Annotated in this window: 27 protein-coding genes; all 27 read right to left on the bottom strand. The window is 38.6% G+C overall.

Annotated features, from left to right (window positions below):
- Positions 1–213: 213 nt before the first annotated feature.
- A complete protein-coding gene (locus FRX51_RS05385) occupies positions 214–915 on the bottom strand; it encodes an MIP/aquaporin family protein (protein ID WP_146496638.1) in 702 nt (233 codons plus the stop codon).
- A 21-nt stretch (positions 916–936) separates the two neighbouring features.
- Positions 937–2760 (bottom strand): type 1 glycerol-3-phosphate oxidase, encoded by a 1824-nt coding sequence (gene glpO, locus FRX51_RS05390; RefSeq protein ID WP_146496559.1) that lies wholly within the window; start codon positions 2758–2760, stop codon positions 937–939.
- 9 nt (positions 2761–2769) lie between these two features.
- Positions 2770–4269: a glycerol kinase GlpK gene (gene glpK / locus FRX51_RS05395; protein ID WP_146496561.1), complete on the bottom strand. Its 1500-nt coding sequence runs from the start codon at positions 4267–4269 to the stop codon at positions 2770–2772.
- 112 nt (positions 4270–4381) lie between these two features.
- Entirely contained in the window at positions 4382–5821 is a 1440-nt protein-coding gene (locus FRX51_RS05400) for a helix-turn-helix domain-containing protein (RefSeq protein ID WP_146496564.1), read from the bottom strand.
- Positions 5821–7134 carry an FAD-dependent oxidoreductase gene (locus FRX51_RS05405; protein ID WP_146496566.1) on the bottom strand — a complete coding sequence of 438 codons (1314 nt, stop codon included), beginning with the start codon at positions 7132–7134 and terminating at the stop codon, positions 5821–5823. Before FRX51_RS05405 ends, FRX51_RS05400 begins: the two co-directional genes overlap by 1 nt.
- Before the next feature lie 86 nt (positions 7135–7220).
- Positions 7221–8489 carry a glutamate-cysteine ligase family protein gene (locus tag FRX51_RS05410; RefSeq protein ID WP_146496568.1) on the bottom strand — a complete coding sequence of 423 codons (1269 nt, stop codon included), beginning with the start codon at positions 8487–8489 and terminating at the stop codon, positions 7221–7223.
- A 222-nt stretch (positions 8490–8711) separates the two neighbouring features.
- The gene (rplQ, locus tag FRX51_RS05415; RefSeq protein ID WP_146462010.1) at positions 8712–9098 is read right to left on the bottom strand and encodes a 50S ribosomal protein L17; all 387 of its coding nucleotides are present in this window, start codon (positions 9096–9098) and stop codon (positions 8712–8714) included.
- A 14-nt stretch (positions 9099–9112) separates the two neighbouring features.
- Positions 9113–10054, bottom strand: a complete 942-nt coding sequence (locus tag FRX51_RS05420) for a DNA-directed RNA polymerase subunit alpha (RefSeq protein WP_146462012.1) — start codon at positions 10052–10054, stop codon at positions 9113–9115.
- A gap of 50 nt (positions 10055–10104) precedes the next feature.
- The gene (gene rpsK, locus FRX51_RS05425; protein WP_002887520.1) at positions 10105–10488 is read right to left on the bottom strand and encodes a 30S ribosomal protein S11; all 384 of its coding nucleotides are present in this window, start codon (positions 10486–10488) and stop codon (positions 10105–10107) included.
- A gap of 17 nt (positions 10489–10505) precedes the next feature.
- Positions 10506–10871 (bottom strand): 30S ribosomal protein S13, encoded by a 366-nt coding sequence (gene rpsM / locus FRX51_RS05430; protein ID WP_146462014.1) that lies wholly within the window; start codon positions 10869–10871, stop codon positions 10506–10508.
- 17 nt (positions 10872–10888) lie between these two features.
- Positions 10889–11005 (bottom strand): 50S ribosomal protein L36, encoded by a 117-nt coding sequence (gene rpmJ / locus FRX51_RS05435; RefSeq protein WP_146462016.1) that lies wholly within the window; start codon positions 11003–11005, stop codon positions 10889–10891.
- Between the two features lie 24 nt (positions 11006–11029).
- Positions 11030–11248, bottom strand: a complete 219-nt coding sequence (infA, locus tag FRX51_RS05440; RefSeq protein WP_146496569.1) for a translation initiation factor IF-1 — start codon at positions 11246–11248, stop codon at positions 11030–11032.
- Positions 11249–11364: 116 nt separating this feature from the next.
- Positions 11365–12021, bottom strand: coding sequence for an adenylate kinase (locus FRX51_RS05445; RefSeq protein WP_146496571.1), 657 nt, complete (start codon positions 12019–12021; stop codon positions 11365–11367).
- 137 nt (positions 12022–12158) lie between these two features.
- Positions 12159–13460 (bottom strand): preprotein translocase subunit SecY, encoded by a 1302-nt coding sequence (gene secY / locus FRX51_RS05450; protein WP_146496573.1) that lies wholly within the window; start codon positions 13458–13460, stop codon positions 12159–12161.
- 16 nt (positions 13461–13476) lie between these two features.
- Positions 13477–13917, bottom strand: a complete 441-nt coding sequence (rplO, locus tag FRX51_RS05455; protein ID WP_146496575.1) for a 50S ribosomal protein L15 — start codon at positions 13915–13917, stop codon at positions 13477–13479.
- A gap of 145 nt (positions 13918–14062) precedes the next feature.
- Entirely contained in the window at positions 14063–14245 is a 183-nt protein-coding gene (rpmD, locus tag FRX51_RS05460; protein WP_146462026.1) for a 50S ribosomal protein L30, read from the bottom strand.
- Positions 14246–14259: 14 nt separating this feature from the next.
- A complete protein-coding gene (gene rpsE, locus FRX51_RS05465) occupies positions 14260–14754 on the bottom strand; it encodes a 30S ribosomal protein S5 (protein WP_146462028.1) in 495 nt (164 codons plus the stop codon).
- Positions 14755–14772: 18 nt separating this feature from the next.
- Entirely contained in the window at positions 14773–15129 is a 357-nt protein-coding gene (gene rplR / locus FRX51_RS05470) for a 50S ribosomal protein L18 (protein WP_146462030.1), read from the bottom strand.
- Positions 15130–15232: 103 nt separating this feature from the next.
- Positions 15233–15769 carry a 50S ribosomal protein L6 gene (gene rplF / locus FRX51_RS05475; protein WP_146462033.1) on the bottom strand — a complete coding sequence of 179 codons (537 nt, stop codon included), beginning with the start codon at positions 15767–15769 and terminating at the stop codon, positions 15233–15235.
- A gap of 65 nt (positions 15770–15834) precedes the next feature.
- On the bottom strand, positions 15835–16233 hold the full coding sequence (rpsH, locus tag FRX51_RS05480; protein ID WP_146496577.1) for a 30S ribosomal protein S8: 399 nt from the start codon (positions 16231–16233) through the stop codon (positions 15835–15837).
- Between the two features lie 71 nt (positions 16234–16304).
- On the bottom strand, positions 16305–16490 hold the full coding sequence (locus tag FRX51_RS05485; protein ID WP_001085697.1) for a type Z 30S ribosomal protein S14: 186 nt from the start codon (positions 16488–16490) through the stop codon (positions 16305–16307).
- Positions 16491–16507: 17 nt separating this feature from the next.
- Positions 16508–17050 (bottom strand): 50S ribosomal protein L5, encoded by a 543-nt coding sequence (gene rplE / locus FRX51_RS05490; RefSeq protein WP_146462036.1) that lies wholly within the window; start codon positions 17048–17050, stop codon positions 16508–16510.
- A 23-nt stretch (positions 17051–17073) separates the two neighbouring features.
- Complete coding sequence (rplX, locus tag FRX51_RS05495; RefSeq protein ID WP_146462039.1) at positions 17074–17379, bottom strand: 50S ribosomal protein L24; 306 nt, start codon at positions 17377–17379, stop codon at positions 17074–17076.
- A 74-nt stretch (positions 17380–17453) separates the two neighbouring features.
- Entirely contained in the window at positions 17454–17822 is a 369-nt protein-coding gene (gene rplN, locus FRX51_RS05500; RefSeq protein ID WP_146462041.1) for a 50S ribosomal protein L14, read from the bottom strand.
- Positions 17823–17846: 24 nt separating this feature from the next.
- The gene (gene rpsQ / locus FRX51_RS05505) at positions 17847–18107 is read right to left on the bottom strand and encodes a 30S ribosomal protein S17 (RefSeq protein ID WP_002885836.1); all 261 of its coding nucleotides are present in this window, start codon (positions 18105–18107) and stop codon (positions 17847–17849) included.
- A 26-nt stretch (positions 18108–18133) separates the two neighbouring features.
- Positions 18134–18340 carry a 50S ribosomal protein L29 gene (gene rpmC / locus FRX51_RS05510; protein WP_146462043.1) on the bottom strand — a complete coding sequence of 69 codons (207 nt, stop codon included), beginning with the start codon at positions 18338–18340 and terminating at the stop codon, positions 18134–18136.
- A gap of 9 nt (positions 18341–18349) precedes the next feature.
- Positions 18350–18763, bottom strand: a complete 414-nt coding sequence (gene rplP, locus FRX51_RS05515; RefSeq protein ID WP_146462045.1) for a 50S ribosomal protein L16 — start codon at positions 18761–18763, stop codon at positions 18350–18352.
- Between the last annotated feature and the right edge of the window lie 2 nt (positions 18764–18765).

The raw sequence follows: 18765 nt of genomic DNA on the forward strand, positions 1-18765 counted from the left end.
TTATTAACAGGTTATTCTCATAACCCGCACTTGGTTCGTCTTATTCAGTTCTCAAAGGTCTTAACGTCACCTCTCAGGCGACAACTATTACATTCTATCAAACTATAAACCACATGTCAACTACTTTGTCAAAAAAAATTAAAAAAAAATTAAAATACGTTATTTTTAATAACATGATTAGAAAAAACTCCTAAATTTTAGGAGTTTTTTTGTTTACATCATATTATATAAAAGTACAGCTAATACTGCCCCTACAAGAGGACCTACTACAGGAATCCAAGAATATGACCAATCCGAATCACCTTTTCCTTTAAGTGGCAGTACTGCATGCATCAAACGAGGACCTAAATCACGCGCTGGATTAAGAGCATAACCAGTGGTTCCTCCTAAAGATAAACCTAATCCCCAAATAGTGAACGCTACACAAATAGTTCCTAAACCATTGACCATATCATAGAATCCAAAACTTAGAATAGCTAATACTAAAACAAATGTTCCTAAGATTTCACTGAGAAGATTCGCACCTGTGCTTCTAATAGCTGGACCTGTAGCAAAAGTTGCTAACATACCTGCTGGATCTTGACTTGCTTCTTCGTAATGAGGTTTATGCATCAACCAAACTAGAGTTGTTCCTAGCATAGCGCCAAGCATTTGAACAATAGTATAGGTGAAGAATGTGCCAAAACTGATATCACCTTTAACTGCAAATGCTAATGAAACAGCCGGATTTAAATGAGCTGGCCCTAGATTCCCTGAGATATAAGCCGCAATCATAACTGCAAATGCCCAACCTGCTGTAATAACAATCCAACCAGCATTATTATTTTTAGTTTTTGGTAGAACGACACCTGCAACAACTCCATTACCAAGTAAAACTAATAAGGTTGTTCCTAAAAATTCTCCAAATACATCCATTCCCATCAATACACTCCGTTTCTATTTATTTTTTAAATGAACTAAATCATTTTCAGAAATAGCTTGATTTAATGCAGATGCCATTGCTTCTTTTTCTTCTACACTCCAGTCATAGTAACGAGCCATTTCCTCCAAGACTGGTTCGACTAATGATGTCATCTTTTCACGCATAAAGAGCATGTAGTTTGTTCGACGTAAGAAGAAATCTACTGGACTAAGTGCCATTTCATGACGCATGGCATAATGCAAAGACAAGGTTTCTGACAAGGTTAGACCATCTGCTTGTTTCACTGTTTCAGCTAAAGCGTAAACTTTTGGTGCATTTGATCCATAAAGATTAGCATGGTAGCGTGCTTCTTCTGGACTAAGCCCCTTTAATACACCTAGCTGTGCATAGGCTTCTAGCTCTTTTTCGACATTATTGGAATTGAGTTCTCCCCCTGAAACAGGATAGGTTTCTGAGTTAATCAAGTTAAACTGACGACCGTGTTCATTGGCAAGCAATTCTAAAATCAACTCCATTGCTCCTTTGGCCATCTTACGATAGTCCGTGATTTTTCCACCTGAGAGAGTAATTAAACCATTAGCATCACGCTCCAAACTTGAACCACGAGAAACTGCTGACGGGTCAAGAGCTTTTTCTGATAAACTACCTTCCAAGCGAGTGACAACTGTTTCTACTTCTTCTCTAGTCTTTTCATGAGCTAGGTAATCCTGAACTGCTCCAATTAACTGATCAAAACTCTCATCGGTCATTTTGCCACTGTTACCACCATTATAATCAGACGCACTGTTACCAGATAGAAGTGGACGCAAACCTGCCCAAGCACTTTCAATATCGTCCATGGTCAATTGAGATTCTGGGAAACGATTATTGACAATTTCAAGTAGATAATCTACATCTTCTTGACTCACTTGTGGGTGAGCTAAGTCACCTTTATAATCAGTGTCTGTTGTTCCGAAGTAGGTCTTATCTTCCCTTGGAAGAACAAAAATCATCCGACCATCATTAAGCCCACTGTCAAAATAAATTGGTTGTGGCACTTGTAAACGACTTTGATCGACAACTAAATGCACACCTTTAGTTGGACGAATCTTATAGACTTTTTCTTGTTTAGATAGATTACGGACTTCATCACTCCAAGGTCCGGTCGTATTGATTACCAAACGAGCTTTCACTTCTAAAGTTTCATTTGTTAATAAATCTCGTGCAACGACACCAACGACCTTATCTCCATCGTAAAGGAAATCTTCTACCTTAACATGATTAGCAATCAAAGCACCATCTCGATTAGCCCGCTTGATATTTTCAATAACTAGACGAGCGTCATTATTACGATAATCGAGATAAACACCGCCTCCCAATAAACCTTCTTTTTTCAAATGAGGCACACGTTCTAACACTTCTTCGCGACTAAGCACCTTATTGGCAAGAGGAGTATTATTCACATTTGCTAATAAATCATAAAGATCCATGGCAACTTTAAGACGGAACAAACTAAATGTTGACCCTTCCTCTTCATAAACTGGCAAAAGCATAGGATCCGGTTTAGGAATATGTGGGGCGATGCGTTGTACCACTGCTCGTTCAGAAACCGTATCTGCCACCACTTCAACATCAAATTGTTTTAGGTAACGCAGACCTCCGTGAACAAGTTTAGTTGAACGACTACTTGTTCCTTGAGCAAAATCTTGCATTTCCAAAAGCCCAGTGTCCAAACCACTAGCTGCTGCTTGCAAAGCTAAGCCAGCACCTGTAATCCCTCCACCGATAATCAATAGGTCTAGAGTTCGCTCTTGCATTTTTTTTAGGGATAATTGACGTGTTGTTTTTGAAAATTCCATAGGCTTCTCCTATTCTGCAAAAACTTGAGTCGCTTTAACTGCTTTTTTCCATCCATTATACAGTTGCTCTTTGCGTGAATCATTCATACTTGGCGTAAAGAGTTCGCCTGTTTCATTAAGGGCTTTCAATTCTTCCATATCTTTCCAATACCCAACAGCCAAACCTGCTAGGAATGCCGCACCTAAAGCTGTTGTTTCCAAATTCTTAGCACGCGCAATATCAATACCTAAAATATCAGACTGGAATTGCATCAAGAAACTATTCATGGCTGCACCACCATCAACTTTTAGAACTTGAATGTCAATACCAGAGTCCACACGCATAGTATCAATAACGTCACGAACTTGATAAGCGATTGATTGCAAGGTTGCTTTGACAAAATCTTCCTTACTTGTTCCACGAGTTAGACCAAAGACTGAACCGCGTGCATCTGAGTTCCAATACGGAGCACCCAATCCAGTGAAGGCTGGTACGACATAAACTTCATCGTCACTGCTTGATGAACGAGCCAAGCCTTCTGACTCTGGTGAAGCACTCACCATTCGTAAACCATCACGTAACCATTGCACTGCACTTCCTGCAATAAAGATCGAACCTTCTAAAGCATAATAAACCTTGCCATTAATGCCATAACCAATTGTGGTTAACAGTTTATTTTCAGAAATCTGCATTTTCTCGCCAGTATTCATCACAATGAAAGAACCTGTGCCATAGGTATTTTTAACCATACCTGGTTCAAAAGCAAGCTGACCAAATAGGGCTGCTTGTTGATCCCCTGCCATACCTGAGATTGGCACTTCACCGCCATAGAAGTGGAATGGTGCTGTGTGACCATAAATTTCTGAATTTGATTTCACTTCAGGCAACATAGCTTTAGGAATATTAAGAATTTCAAGAATCTCATCATCCCATTTAAGTTCTTCGATGTTATACAGCATTGTTCGTGCTGCATTTGAATAATCCGTCACATGAGATTTGCCATCTGTTAATTTCCAAACCAACCAAGTATCAATCGTACCAAAAAGTAACTCACCTTTTTCAGCACGTTCTTGAGCACCTTCTACATGGTCTAAAATCCAGCGAACCTTAGTGGCTGAGAAGTAGGCGTCAATGACCAACCCTGTTTTTTTATGAAATAGTTCTTCATAGCCGTCTTTTTTCAACTGGTCAGCTAGATGAGCTGTTTGACGAGATTGCCAAACAATCGCATTATAAATTGGCAGACCTGTCGCCTTATCCCAAACCACTGTCGTTTCACGCTGGTTGGTAATTCCAATCGCTTCAATCTGTGATGGTTTAACACCACTTTCAATAAAAGCACCTGCAATAACAGACTGAACAGAATTCCAAATTTCATTAGCATTGTGTTCTACCCAACCGGCTTGTGGGAAAATTTGTGTGAATTCTTTTTGACTTGAACTAACCTTTTCACCTTTTTTATTAAAGATAATAGCACGTGAACTAGTTGTCCCTTGGTCAATTGCCATAATGTATTTTTCTTCAGTCATCTGAAACCCTCCTTGTTTCATGCGATTTATTGTTTACGCTTTCATTTTATCAAAAAAAGAAAAGCGCAAGCTATCATCTTTTTTAAAGACATTAAAAAATATTGATAGATTTTCACAAACTTCTTTTCTTTGTCACTTCTTCTTGCAACCAATAAGCAATTTTTTCTCGATCTGCTGACTGAAATGTAGCAGGCAAACGATAAATTGGATAGGGGACAGATTCACAAAAAGTTGAACTAACTACTAGACCATCATAGACCTGATCTTTTTCATAAGACAAGACATCCAGATAAGGAAAACTAGCCAATTCTTCTTTCAGCACCAACTTAACTAAGTCAAGCATAAGTGAATCACCCGTTAGGGCCAATCCTAAACGATAAACTTTTTGAACTGGCTTGGTTAAATAAGCTAGCAAGGCCAAGAAATGCCAACGATAACGCAAGATTTCTTCTCTTTGTCCCTCATCATCTGGAAAAAATTCTTGCGCCAGTTGGAGATGACTTGGCTTAATCAGAGAAATAAAATAAGACTGATTCACATCATACTCTTGGGTAAACAACCACAAACTTCCCTTGAAAAAATAAGCTTGATGCAACAGTTGGCTTAAAACATCATTAACGACATCTGGCAAGGGCCAACCACAAATTTCTTCCTTTCTTAGACAGTGAATCAATTTAGTTAATTGGTCAACCACGGGTCCTCCAAAGCCTAGTAAAAAATTCATGTTATGGCGAGGAAGTATTCCCTTGGAAACAAGAAAGGCAAATAAAGAGTAGGCTTCAACTTGATCTAATTCTACAGCATAGCGACTAAAATAGCGCAGACAAGCCTTTTCCAATCGTTGAAAAAATGTATTCTGCTGATAAGGAATCAGAAGATTTGTTAACACACGACTATCTTTTTTACCACCTGGCCAACGTTTATGGCTAATATAAAACCACAAACTTAAATCTTGCTTTGCTTCAGCAGTCAAACTAGACTGACACAGACGTTCAATCAGTTGGACTTCTCTTTGGATGGTAACTGAGCTTGATATGATTTGTTGTTTACTTAGCGACCAAGTTTGTGAATATAGCAACCAGTAGAAATATCTAATCTGATGTTCTGAACCTTGCCAGTGACCGTTAGAAATATTCAAATTAAATTCAGCTAAAAGCTCGTTCAAGCCTGCCAAATGACGATGCAGGGTCGCCTCACTAATTGACAAGGTCTGGCATAATTCTTGAATACTAAAACTATTCTGTTCCAATAAATAATTGATGATTTGATATTTAATCGAACGCGTTAAAAAAGAGTTCAACAACTCTGACCACTCTAAATTGACTGGTAACTCAAGTTGACAATAATCTTCTTTTAAAGTGATGTGGATGGCTAGCGTATCCAGTAAAACTTGCTCGTGAAAACTGTCAATGTACTTACGAATGGTTGATTTTGATAAAGATACTGCTTGTGATAACTCCTTGAGGGTCACTGGTTCTGCACAATTTCTCAAATGACATAGCATACGATAACTACCAGCATCTGCTTTTTCCATTAAGTCAACAATTTGCATTAGCTCCTCCGTTCCACTAAACTTTTTAGCATAATTTGATGAAGATGATAAAATAGCTCAGTCTGTCCTAGACTAAACAGAAAATCTTGAAAGACCAAATCTTCGTCTGTTTTTTGCTCTGCCATTGCCAATACCAAAGGTTGAAATAAGGTTAAACAATTTTGTTTAGAAAGAGCTTGTGCGCCCAAAAGACGACCTGTTTCTTTTGCCACAACTAATCTAATAAAAATCTGATCAGTCACATGAGAAGAAAAGGAAGCTTGGTAATCAATACAAGCGATGTCTTGTTCAAAAATAGCCTCTTCTGCTGTCAAGCCCAAGGCCGTTCGATACCAACTATACTGTTTATGGGCGACCAATTGAGTAGAGAGTGGCAAGCTATAAGTAGATTCCCACAAATTATAAGCTGCTAAACTCCCTGTTTTCAAAGCTGTATTGATTAAAGGCCGATAGACCAAATTATTTTCTGACAACAAAGGAACTCGAATTAAATCACCAACTGCGAAAATTTCTGGTATGGCTGTTCTTAAATAGGTATCGACTTCAATGGTTTGATCAGGTGATAAAATGGGTAACTGCTTAACTAAAGCACTATTAGGACGGAAACCGGCACATAATAAAATCAAGTCAACAGTTACCGATTGACAATCCGTTACCAATCTCAAGCCAGAATCAACTTGCTCAATCGTATGCACGCGTTCTTGACAAAACAGATTTAACCCTGCTTTCTTCATATCGTTTAACATGGGACTTAAAAAATCGGCATCAAAAAAATTAAAATCTAAACTCTCCTGTGCCTCAAAAAGATAGACCTTTTTACCTAGCTTCAAACAGGTTTCACTGGTTTCAATACCAATCTGACCAGCTCCAATAACTGCAATTCGTTCTGCTTTAGCCAATAAAGTCTTAGCTTCTTGACTTTCTTGATAGGTCTTACAAGATAAAACACCCGGCAAATGACTTCCCTTGATGTAGTCTGACATTTGACGAGAACCCATAGCCAAAATAAGACGATCATAAACAAGACAATAACCATTATCCAATAGTAACCTTTGACGACTGGCATCAATATCGATAACTTCCTGTCCTAAGTACAACTTGATTCCTGAATTTTCGACAACTTTCTTATTAAAAAACTCTTGATTGTCACTAGCCATCTGATGTTTCAAAGACCAACTAAAAGAATTGGGCATATAGGCCAGTTTTTCTTGACGTTCAATCACACTAACCTCTGCTTTAGGATATAGTTCTTTTGCTTTTAAAGCTGCAGCAATTCCTGCAAAAGAACCTCCAATTATCACAATTTGAACCATAGTTTCTCCCACCTTCTTTCACTTTAACTATATCAGAATGTCATATAAAAATAAAGAAATAAAAAACAAGTCCCTCTCAGGACTTATTATATTAAAGGATCTATTAACGTAGTCAAATACGATTCTTCTTGGTTTCCTCTTATCACTAACCCTTCTCTAGCACATTGCAGCAATCTCAGAGCAAAAGCTTTCAAGTTGGATTCTTCTTGAGAATCCAAGTTATTATTAGCTACCTTGGTTCGTAAACTTTTCACCTGTGAAATTGATTCTTGGTGTTCATCTAAAATCTGCTCCAACTGATCTAAGTTTACCAAAAGACCTAGATGAAAAGCGGCCGATGCAAAAGTTCGATTAAAAGATTGACAACAAACACTGCGAAACTCAACTGTGCCACGTCGAGTTAGGAGTTGATAGTGATAACTACGATGATGCTCCAAATCCTCTGGTAACGGTTTTATCTGATGTTTTTTTCCTGTCAAATCAAAGACATCAATATATTTTTGATGTAAGTAATCTTTAACTTGAATTGGTGGAAAATAGTAGATTTCTCCCTCACGCATCACATAGAATAAACTTGATTGGCTGAGATAATTAAGAAAATCATGTTCAGATTGAAAAGATTGTGGATAAAGACCGATATTTTCCTTGAAAAAACCATGCATAGACGCTTCCCAAAAATAATCTCTTGCCAGTGACAGTTGCAACCCATCATGAATAAACGATGAATTAGCAAATAAGTAGGCCTTGACGGCTTCAAGTTGATTAAAAGCATTTAGCACTCGCAAATAATTAGTCTTTGAAACATCTAATTGGACCTGACTGCCACAAATAAAGCCACCATAATCTCTATAAGGATGAAAATTTTGTTGTGGATAACAACTAGACATACTTAAATATTGTGTTAGCATTTGATAACGTGGTGTGTCAACCGAACGATTATCATTTATTTTCCAGCTTGGATGAATACCTTGCCCCTGTAAAGCATGATGATGTTTTCTTAAAAAACCTTGAATCACCTTCATATATTGCTGGAAACGTTCTTCCACCTGCTGTATCGTCTCTGAACGTCCAAAGGCAATTTCTAAAATATTGTAAGAAACCTCAAATAATATTTGATCCTGACTAACAGAATCTAAGAGCTGGATTGGGTTGCCGTTAACATCTCTTTGAATAATGTCAAAACCCAAACAATCTGCCAGATGAACCAATAATTTTTTTGTTACTTGAATATCCGTAGCTTGACCACTCAGATTAACAATCGGAAACTCTAACTCAATTCCAAGATAAAGTTTTGGATTATCTTTCAAATGCTCCAAGTAGGCTTTTTTCAAAAGCTCTATTTCAGGTCTAGTCATCAACTTTACCTCTTTTATAATTTTCTCACTATTATATCAAATTTTTGAAAAAAGTAAAACGCCTGCTTACGACATATTTCTAAATTAGAGATATTTCGTAAACAAGCGTTAAGCTCAATTCTATATGATGAGTGTTCCCGCTGAGCAAAAGCTCAGCGGTTGACCAGAGCTAGACTAAGAGACAAGTCTCCAACATCATAACACTCAACAAAATTGATGATATTATACTAATTCAATGATTGCCATTGGTGCAGCATCACCACGACGTGGTTCTGTTTTAAGAATACGAGTGTATCCACCATTGCGTTCAGCATAACGCGGAGCAATCTCTGAGAAAAGTTTTTGAAGCGCAGTTGTAGATGTGTAAGTATCTGTTGCTTCATCATAGTTTTCAGCTGCAATTTCGTTACGTACAAAAGCCGCTGCTTGACGACGAGCATGCAAATCACCACGTTTACCAAGAGTAATCATTTTTTCAACTGTTTTACGGATTTCTTTAGCACGAGCTTCAGTTGTCACGATTGATTCGTTAATCAAAAGATCAGTTGTCAAATCGCGAAGCATTGCTTTACGTTGTGAGCTAGTGCGTCCTAGTTTACGGTAAGCCATTTTGTCCTCCTCTATTATTTTTTATCGTTTCTAAGGCTGAGTCCTAGTTCAGTCAATTTAATCTTAACTTCATCAAGACTCTTACGACCTAAGTTACGAACCTTCATCATTTCAGGTTCAGATTTTTCTGTTAAATCAAGTACAGTATTGATTCCTGCACGTTTCAAACAGTTATATGAACGAACAGATAAATCAAGTTCCTCAATTGTACGTTCTAGTACCTTGTCGTCATTGGTTTTTTCAGTCTCTTTCATCACATCAGCATTCATAGCTACTTCAGTCAGATTAGTAAAGAGATTAAGATGCTCCATTAAAACACGAGCAGATAAACCAAGGGCGTCTTCCGGAATGATTGTTCCATTTGTCATAATTTCGATAGTCAATTTATCAAAACCATCATTGCTACCAACGCGAGCTGGTTCAACTTGATAATTAACTTTCTTAACTGGCGTATAGATTGAATCTACTGCCAAAGTGCCAATCGGAGCATGTTCTTTTTTATTCATCTCAGCAGGAACATAACCACGGTCAGTTGCCACAGTCATACTAGCTTTGAAACTAGCTCCCTCTGCAATGGTAAAAAGATAATGATCTGGATTAACAATTTCAATATCACTATCTGTCAAGATATCACCGGCAGTTACTTCTGCTGGGCCTTGAACATCAAGTTCAATCACTTTTTCGTCTTGGACGTAAGATTTTACAGCAAGTCCTTTAATATTAAGGATAATTTGCATCACGTCTTCACGAACACCTGGTACTGTATCAAACTCATGTAAAACGCCATCAATTTTGATTGATGTAATTGCTGCACCTGGTAAAGATGACAACAACACACGACGAAGTGAATTACCTAAAGTTGTACCATAACCACGTTCCAAGGGCTCGATGACAAACTTGCCATAATCTTTATTTTCATCAATTTTTGTTATTATTGGTTTTTCAAACTCAATCATTTTCTATACTCCCTCGACAAACGAATCTTGTGTATTAGGTTTAATTATGATTACACACGACGACGTTTTGGAGGACGAGCACCATTATGTGGCACAGGAGTCACATCGCGGATAGCAGTCACTTCAAGACCTGCCGCTGCAAGAGCACGAATAGCTGACTCACGACCTGAACCAGGGCCTTTTACAGTTACTTCAACTGTTTTCAAACCATGTTCTTGTGCAGATTTAGCTGCTGCTTCCGACGCCATTTGAGCTGCAAATGGTGTTGATTTACGAGAACCTTTGAAACCAAGTGCACCAGCTGAAGACCATGCAACTGCATTACCATGCACATCTGTAATCATAACAATTGTGTTGTTAAATGTCGCGTGAATATGTGCAATACCAGACTCGATATTCTTTTTCACACGACGTTTACGTGTTGGTTTAGCCAATTTTTTTACCTCCTATTTTATTTTTTCTTACCTGCAATCGCAACAGCTTTACCTTTACGAGTGCGAGCGTTGTTTTTAGTGTTTTGTCCACGGACAGGAAGTCCACGACGGTGACGGATTCCACGGTATGAACCGATTTCCATCAAACGTTTAATGTTCAAAGTTACTTCACGACGAAGGTCACCTTCAACCTTGATCGCATCCACTTCACGACGGATTGCATCTTCTTGATCTGGTGTCAAATCTTTTACACGAACATCTTCTGAAATTCCAGCTGCTGCCAAGATTTTTTTAGATGTTGCAAGTCCGATACCATAAACATAAGTCAATGAAATCACTACGCGTTTATCATTTGGAATATCAACTCCAGCAATACGAGCCATATCTTCTCCTTTCTATTTTATCCTTGACGTTGTTTGTGTTTTGGATTTGTTGGACAAATTACCATAACACGACCGTGACGACGAATAACTTTGCAATATTCGCAAATTGGTTTAACCGATGGTCTTACCTTCATGTTTTAATCCCTCCAATTATTTCGTTATTTAAAGCGGTATGTGATGCGTCCACGCGTCAAATCGTACGGACTCAACTCAACAGTCACGCGATCACCCACTAAAATACGAATATAATTCTTGCGGATTTTCCCTGATACTGTTGCTAAAATTTGATGCCCATTTTCCAATTCAACGGTAAACATGGCGTTAGGAATGGTTTCAATAACCTTACCTTCAATTTCAATCACATCTTCTTTTGCCACACAAAAGTCCCCCTTTAAATTTCGATTTGATGCCCTCTCCATAGAGAGGTAACAATTATAGTCAGACTAGACTATTTTAGCATGATTCTTTTAGATATGCAAGTGAAAATCACTAATTACTTGATTGAATCAACTGCTTTTTCAATATCAGCAAAAACATTTGCAATTTCTTGGTCGCCTTCAATAGCTGATACCAAGCCAAGCTCACGATAATGAGCAATAATTGGCTCACCTTGAGCAATATTTACTTCTAAGCGATTTTTAACCGTTTCTGGCTTGTCATCTTCACGTTGGTAGAACTCACTTGCTCCACAAGTATCACAAACATTTTCCACTTTAGTTGGGTTGAAAACCTTATGATAGGTTGCACCACAAGCACGACACATGTAGCGACCACTTAGACGATCTACCAAAATACTTGGATCAATCTCAATGTTAATCACACCATCCAGCGTCAAGCCCAACTCTAACAAGGTTTTATCTAAGGCCTGAGCTTGTTCAATTGTTCGTGGATAACCATCCAACAAGAAACCATTTTCAGCAATATCTGCTTGTGCTAAACGTTCTTTGACAATACCATTTGTCACTTCATCTGGAACAAGATTACCTGCATCAATATATGATTTGGCTAGTTTCCCCATCTCTGTTTGATTTGCCATAGCTGCACGAAACATATCACCTGTTGAAATATGGATTAGGTTAAATTGTTCAACCATCTTAGCTGCTTGCGTTCCTTTACCAGCACCTGGTAAGCCCATGATTAAAAGATTCATGTTACTCTCCTTATTTTGTTTTCAAATAAAGCTGCCACATTTGACAGACTTATTAAAAAACAAAATAGAAGGGATTGTGGATAGCCTCCTAACAATCCCTATTTAGATAGTTTCCCATCCTATTTTGTTTAACATTTTTATTTTGATGTATTCATAAAGCCTACATACTTACGCTTCAAGAGATAACCTTCAAGTTGTTTCATACCATCAATTCCTGTCGAGATTAGGATTAACAGACTGGTTCCCCCTAAAGCCAAGCCCGAAGATAGACCAAAAATTTGTTGAGCCACAATCGGACTGAGGGCAATAAAGGCCAAGAAAATCGAACCAATAGTTGCTAAACGTTTCAAAAGACCAGACATATATTTTTCTGTTTCAGGCCCTGGACGAACCCCTATAATATAAGCTGAACTCTTTTGCAAGTTTTCTGCTGTTTTTTCTGGATTAACCTGAACAAAAGTGTAAAAGAATGAAAACAGGATAATCAGAACAGCATAGACTAGCATCCCTACAGGCGTTCGAAAATCAAATAAGCTCTGTAAAGTCGTTAACCACGGTCGGTCTGCTCCTCCAAGAAATGGTAAAATTGTACTTGGAATGCTAGTGATCGAACTAGCAAAGATAACCGGAATAACTCCCGCTGGATTAACTTTCAAAGGCAAGTAAGAGTTTGAAGACGCTCCCTGAGCTAATTTAGTGTATTGAATCGGAATCTTATACTCCGCTTGTTGAATAAAGGTTGTAAAGAAAACAACCAACAGAACGGCCAAGACTAAAATTCCTACATAAATGAGCGAGTTTTTAATATCACTTGAGCGAACATTGACAAAATAATCTTCATAAATTGCACTAATTGCACCTGGTAAAGATGAAACAATACCTGAGAAGATAATCATTGACACCCCATTACCGTACCCCTTATCTGTAATTTGCTCACCTAACCAAGTAACAATCACACTACCTGCTGTTAGAATTGAACCAATCAAGAGATAGGTTTGTATATTCGGGTTTTTGACCAAAGCTGCTCCAGACAAGCTGTTAAAACCTGCAGTGATACCTACTGATTGAATAAAGGCAAGTACCAAGGCAATATAGCGAGTCGCTTGATTCAACTTACGACGACCAACTTCACCTTGCTTACCCCACTCAACAAATTTAGGCATAATGTCCATTTGTAAGAGCTGAACAACGATGGATGCGGTAATGAAAGGACTAACTCCCATTGAAAATACTGAAAAGTTTTTCATGGCATTACCACTAACTAAATTAAACATGTTCAAAAATGGTAAATCACTTAGCTGAGCTAAACTTTGGGCATTGATGCCAGGAACCGTGATATGCGTCCCTAAACGAAATACAAAAATAATAAAAATGGTAAATAGAATTTTTTTACGGAGATTTTTAATCCGTAAAGCATCCTTGAGTAACTTAAAGAACATTAGTCGTCCTCCTCAATTAGATGACTTCTACTGAACCACCTTTTGCAGTGATCGCTGCTTCAGCAGATTTTGAGAATTTAGCTGCTTTGACAGTCAATTTCTTAGTCAACTCACCATTTCCAAGAATTTTCACACCTGATTTTTCAGCACGAACAATTCCGGCTTCCTTAAGAACAACTGGTGTTACTTCTGTACCATCTTCAAAGACATTCAATTGATCAAGGTTAACCAAAGCATACTCTTTTGCATTAACGTTAGTGAATCCACGTTTTGGCAAACGACGGAACAACGGTGTTTGTCCACCTTCAAAACCTAGACGAACGCCACCGCCGCTACGAGCTTTTTGACCTTTTTGACCACGACCAGAAGTTTTACCATTACCTGATGATGTTCCACGACCAACACGGTTACGAGTTTTACGAGAACCTTCTGCAGGTTTTAGTTCATGAAGTTTCATTTAATTTTCTCCTTAAATATCATTGCTAGCGCTGATTGTTTGGGGAAGGAACCCCAAACCTCAACTCGCTTATTTTTTTGCAAGATAAGGTTGAGACCCTGCCCAACCCATCTCTTTATTAACTTAATTTAATCCGTAAACTAGCTTAGTTCACTTCTTCAACAGTAACCAAATGAGATACTGTGTTAATCATACCACGAATTGCTGGGTTGTCTTCTTTAACAACTGAGCTATTCAATTTACCAAGTCCAAGAGCAACAACTGTTTTACGTTGTGCAGGGATACGACCGATTGGAGACTTAGTCAAAGTAATTTTAATTTGAGCCATGTGAATCTCCTTTCTTATGCCAAGTCAGAAACTGAAATGCCACGAAGAGCAGCAACTTCTTCTGCACGTTTCAATTGTTTCAAACCTTCAACAGTTGCACGAACAATGTTGATTGGTGTGTTTGAACCAAGAGATTTTGAAGTAATATCAGCAATACCTGCTAATTCCACAACGGCACGAACAGCACCACCTGCGGCAACTCCAGCCCCTTCAACAGCTGGTTTCATCAAGACACGAGCACCACCAAATTCTGAGTGTACTTCGTGAGGAATTGTTGTACCAACCATTGGAACTTCGATTAAGTTTTTCTTAGCGTCTTCAACTGCTTTGCGAATTGCTTCTGGTACTTCTTGAGCTTTACCTGTACCGAAACCAACACGACCGTTACGATCACCAACAACTACAAGGGCTGCAAAACGAAGACGACGTCCACCTTTAACAACCTTAGTAACGCGGTTAATCCCAACTACGCGCTCTTCAAGTTCAACTGCATTATCTTTAAATGCCATTATTAAGTGTCCTCCCTATTAGAATTTCAATCCGTTTTCACGAGCTGCATCAGCCAACGCTTTAACACGTCCGTGATAGAGATATCCACCGCGGTCAAACACCACTTCAGAAATACCTTTAGCTACTGCACGTTCAGCAACAAGTTTGCCGACAACAACGGCTTGTTCAGTTTTAGTTCCTTTTGAAACTTCTTTGTCAAGAGTTGATGCACTTGCGAGCGTTACACCCGCTACGTCATCAATTACTTGAGCGTAGATGCCTGTATTAGAACGGAAAACGTTCAAACGTGGGCGATCAGCAGTTCCAGAAAGTTTGCCGCGAACGCGTTTATGACGTTTGTGGCGGATTTTGTTTTTATCTGGTTTCGAAATCACAATTTTCACCTCTTAAATATATTTTGCCCAAGGGCAAATGCTGTGCTGTCGATAGTAAGTTGTTGCAAGCTGATAAACAGCTTGCCACAAAACTCCTATACGATTATTTACCTGTTTTACCTTCTTTACGGCGAACGAATTCACCAACGTAGCGAATACCTTTACCTTTGTATGGTTCTGGTGAACGAAGGCTACGAACATAAGCTGCTGTTTGACCAACAACTTCCTTGTTGATTCCAAAAACATTAATTGTTGTTGGAGAAGGTACTTCAAATGTAACACCTTCTGGTGCCACTACTTCATCTTGGTGAGATTTACCAACTGAAAGGACAAGTTTGTTACCTTGAAGTTGAGCACGGTAACCGACACCACGCATTTCAAGTTCTTTTTTGAATCCTTCAGAAACACCCACAACCATGTTGTTCAAGTTTGCACGAGATGTTCCATGGATTGTTTTCATTTCTTTAGAATCATTTGGACGATGAAGGGTTACTTCTGTTCCTTCAATTTTAATTTCAATGTTTTTGTTGAACTCACGAGTAAGCTCACCTTTAGGTCCTTTAACAGTAACCACATTGTCATTGTTGCTGATTTCAACACCAGCAGGCAATGTAATCACTTTATTACCAATACGTGACATATTTTTATTTTCTCCTGTTAAATTATCAAGCCCAATATGGACTAGTTTTCACGGGGTAGCGTTTATTACCAAACGTAAGCAATAACTTCTCCACCAACGTTCTTTTGACGAGCTTCTTTATCTGTCAAAAGACCTTCTGATGTTGAAACGATTGCAATACCAAGTCCGTTAAGGACTTTTGGTAGTTCTTCATGTTTAGCGTAAACACGAAGACCTGGTTTAGAAACACGTTTCAAGTTTGTGATAACACGTTCTCCGTTTTGTCCATATTTCAAGAATACACGAATAACACCTTGTTTGTCATCTTCAACAACTTCAACGTTTTTTACAAAACCTTCACGTTTAAGGATTTCAGCAATCCCTTTTTTAATATTTGAAGCAGGAACTTCTAACACTTCATGTTTTGCTTGATTAGCATTACGAATGCGTGTTAAAAAATCTGCAATTGGGTCTGTCATAACCATGATTTATTTTCTCCTATACTAGTAGTTTGAATAGTTCACTTGCTAGTTAATATTTGCCTGATGGCATATTCTTACCAAGACGCTTTAGTAACGCCTGGGATTTGACCTTTGTATGCTAACTCACGGAAGCAAACACGGCAAAGTTTGAATTTGCGATAAACTGAGTGTGGACGGCCACATTTCTCGCAACGAGTGTAAGCTTGCGTAGAGAACTTAGCTGGACGCTTGTTCTTAGCAATCATAGATTTTTTAGCCATTATATTTACCTCCTATGTTATTTTGCAAAAGGCATACCAAGGCCTTTAAGCAATTCGCGTGACTCTTCGTCAGTATTTGCAGTAGTAACGATAACAATATCCATACCACGAACTTTATCAACATCATCGAAGTTGATTTCTGGGAAGATAAGTTGTTCTTTAACACCTAGTGTGTAGTTACCACGTCCGTCAAATGATTTTGTTGGAACCCCATGGAAGTCACGAACACGTGGCAATGAAACTGATACCAATTTATCCAAGAATTCATACATACGCTCACCACGAAGGGTAACTTTAGCACCGATGGCAACACCTTCACGAAGACGGAAGCCGGCGATTGATTTCTTAGCTTTAGTAATCAATGGTTTTTGACCAGAGATAAGTGCCAATTCAGCTGCAGCTTTTTCCAAGTTTTTAGCATTTGATACAGCATCACCAACACCCATGTTAAGAACGATTTTCTCAACTTTTGGTACAGCCATTACAGAAGTGTAGTTGAATTTCTCTGTCAAAGCAGGGACAACTTCATTAGTGTATTTTTCTTTTAAGCGATTAGCCATTATACTTCTCCTTTCCTTCGTGATTAGTCAAGCACTTCGCCTGATTTTTTGTTGTAACGAACTTTTTTGCCGTCAACAAACTTGTAGCCTACACGACCAGCAACACCGTTTTTGTCCAATACTTGAACGTTTGAAGCGTGGATTGCTGCTTCTTGCTCTACAATAGCTCCTTGAGGGTTTACGCTATTTGGTTTTTGATGTTTCTTAACCATAGCCACACCTTCGACAACAACTTTATTTACTTTTGGAAGTGCTTTAAGAACAACAGCTTCAACACCTTTGTCCTTACCAGCAATTACGCGAACTTTGTCGCCTTTTTTTACAAACATGATTTTCTCCTGATATTTTCTTACGCCCTAAGGGCACCCTGCCTTAACAGACAGGGGACTGAGTTTGTTTTTGATTAAAGTACTTCTGGAGCAAGTGATACAATCTTCATGTAACCACCGTCACGCAATTCACGTGCAACTGGGCCAAAGATACGAGTACCACGTGGGTTTTTATCTTCACGGATAATAACCGCAGCATTGTCATCAAATTTGATGTATGAACCGTCTGGACGACGAGCACCTGTTTTTGTACGAACAATAACAGCTTTGACAACATCACCTTTTTTAACTGCTCCACCTGGTGTTGCTTGTTTTACAGAAGCAACGATAACATCGCCGATGTTAGCAAATTTACGTCCTGAACCACCAAGAACTTTGATAGTCAAGATTTCACGAGCACCGCTATTATCAGCAACTTTTAAGCGAGTTTCTTGTTGAATCATCTCAATTGTCTCCTTTTAGTTTTATTAGATAATAACAGCTTCTTCCACAACTTCTACAAGACGGAAGCGTTTTGTAGCTGAAAGTGGGCGAGTTTCCATGATACGTACGATATCGCCTTCTTTAGCGACATTGTTTTCATCATGTGCTTTGTATTTTTTAGAGTAGTTGATACGTTTACCATAGACTGGGTGGTTACGTTTTGTTTCTACTACAACTGTGATGGTTTTATCCATTTTGTCAGATACAACACGTCCAACAAGGGTTTTACGTTGATTACGTTCCATTATTAGAATACTCCTTTCCCAATCTATTATTTCATTTCAGATTGCACAGTTTTAACACGTGCAATTTGTTTTTTAACTTCGTCCAAACGTGCAGTTTTATCAAGTTGGCCTGCTGCTGCTTGGAAACGAAGGTCAAACAATTCTTTTTTGAGTTCGTTTTCTTTTTTAGCAAGCTCTTCTTGAGACAAGCCACGAAGCTCTTTAACAAAATCTTTAATTTCTTTAAGTTTCATGTCTTCTCCTTATTCTGCTTCACGTTTTACGAATTTGCATTTTACTGGCAATTTGTGGCTTGCAAGACGAAGTGCTTCACGAGCGATTTCTTCAGAAACCCCTGCAACTTCAAACATTACTTTACCACGTTTAACTGGTGCTACCCAACCTTCAGGTGCCCCTTTACCAGATCCCATACGTACCCCGATAGCTTTAGCGGTGTATGATTTATGTGGGAAGATCTTGATCCAAACTTTACCACCACGTTTCATGTAACGCGTCATAGCGATACGGGCAGCTTCGATTTGGCGGTTAGTAATCCAGTGGCTTGTTGTTGCTTGAAGACCAAATTCTCCAAAGTCAACCTGTTTACCACCTTTAGCTTCACCGCGCATTTTTCCACGGAATTCGCGACGGTGTTTAACACGTTTAGGTACTAACATTT

The organism is Streptococcus sp. sy010 (genome assembly GCF_007859175.1).
GTDB lineage: Bacteria > Bacillota > Bacilli > Lactobacillales > Streptococcaceae > Streptococcus.

What these genes read in the sequence shown, in the direction of transcription:
- FRX51_RS05385 (WP_146496638.1), bottom strand. Translation starts at nt 915, where the DNA reads ATGGATGTATTTGGAGAATTTTTAGGAACAACCTTATTAGTTTTACTT.
- glpO (WP_146496559.1), bottom strand. Translation starts at nt 2,760, where the DNA reads ATGGAATTTTCAAAAACAACACGTCAATTATCCCTAAAAAAAATGCAA.
- glpK (WP_146496561.1), bottom strand. Translation starts at nt 4,269, where the DNA reads ATGACTGAAGAAAAATACATTATGGCAATTGACCAAGGGACAACTAGT.
- FRX51_RS05400 (WP_146496564.1), bottom strand. Translation starts at nt 5,821, where the DNA reads ATGCAAATTGTTGACTTAATGGAAAAAGCAGATGCTGGTAGTTATCGT.
- FRX51_RS05405 (WP_146496566.1), bottom strand. Translation starts at nt 7,134, where the DNA reads ATGGTTCAAATTGTGATAATTGGAGGTTCTTTTGCAGGAATTGCTGCA.
- FRX51_RS05410 (WP_146496568.1), bottom strand. Translation starts at nt 8,489, where the DNA reads ATGACTAGACCTGAAATAGAGCTTTTGAAAAAAGCCTACTTGGAGCAT.
- rplQ (WP_146462010.1), bottom strand. Translation starts at nt 9,098, where the DNA reads ATGGCTTACCGTAAACTAGGACGCACTAGCTCACAACGTAAAGCAATG.
- FRX51_RS05420 (WP_146462012.1), bottom strand. Translation starts at nt 10,054, where the DNA reads ATGATTGAGTTTGAAAAACCAATAATAACAAAAATTGATGAAAATAAA.
- rpsM (WP_146462014.1), bottom strand. Translation starts at nt 10,871, where the DNA reads ATGGCTCGTATTGCTGGAGTTGATATTCCAAATGATAAACGCGTAGTG.
- rpmJ (WP_146462016.1), bottom strand. Translation starts at nt 11,005, where the DNA reads ATGAAGGTAAGACCATCGGTTAAACCAATTTGCGAATATTGCAAAGTT.
- FRX51_RS05445 (WP_146496571.1), bottom strand. Translation starts at nt 12,021, where the DNA reads ATGAATCTTTTAATCATGGGCTTACCAGGTGCTGGTAAAGGAACGCAA.
- secY (WP_146496573.1), bottom strand. Translation starts at nt 13,460, where the DNA reads ATGTTCTTTAAGTTACTCAAGGATGCTTTACGGATTAAAAATCTCCGT.
- rplO (WP_146496575.1), bottom strand. Translation starts at nt 13,917, where the DNA reads ATGAAACTTCATGAACTAAAACCTGCAGAAGGTTCTCGTAAAACTCGT.
- rpmD (WP_146462026.1), bottom strand. Translation starts at nt 14,245, where the DNA reads ATGGCTCAAATTAAAATTACTTTGACTAAGTCTCCAATCGGTCGTATC.
- rpsE (WP_146462028.1), bottom strand. Translation starts at nt 14,754, where the DNA reads ATGGCATTTAAAGATAATGCAGTTGAACTTGAAGAGCGCGTAGTTGGG.
- rplF (WP_146462033.1), bottom strand. Translation starts at nt 15,769, where the DNA reads ATGTCACGTATTGGTAATAAAGTGATTACATTGCCTGCTGGTGTTGAA.
- rpsH (WP_146496577.1), bottom strand. Translation starts at nt 16,233, where the DNA reads ATGGTTATGACAGACCCAATTGCAGATTTTTTAACACGCATTCGTAAT.
- FRX51_RS05485 (WP_001085697.1), bottom strand. Translation starts at nt 16,490, where the DNA reads ATGGCTAAAAAATCTATGATTGCTAAGAACAAGCGTCCAGCTAAGTTC.
- rplE (WP_146462036.1), bottom strand. Translation starts at nt 17,050, where the DNA reads ATGGCTAATCGCTTAAAAGAAAAATACACTAATGAAGTTGTCCCTGCT.
- rplX (WP_146462039.1), bottom strand. Translation starts at nt 17,379, where the DNA reads ATGTTTGTAAAAAAAGGCGACAAAGTTCGCGTAATTGCTGGTAAGGAC.
- rplN (WP_146462041.1), bottom strand. Translation starts at nt 17,822, where the DNA reads ATGATTCAACAAGAAACTCGCTTAAAAGTTGCTGATAATAGCGGTGCT.
- rpsQ (WP_002885836.1), bottom strand. Translation starts at nt 18,107, where the DNA reads ATGGAACGTAATCAACGTAAAACCCTTGTTGGACGTGTTGTATCTGAC.
- rpmC (WP_146462043.1), bottom strand. Translation starts at nt 18,340, where the DNA reads ATGAAACTTAAAGAAATTAAAGATTTTGTTAAAGAGCTTCGTGGCTTG.
- rplP (WP_146462045.1), bottom strand. Translation starts at nt 18,763, where the DNA reads ATGTTAGTACCTAAACGTGTTAAACACCGTCGCGAATTCCGTGGAAAA.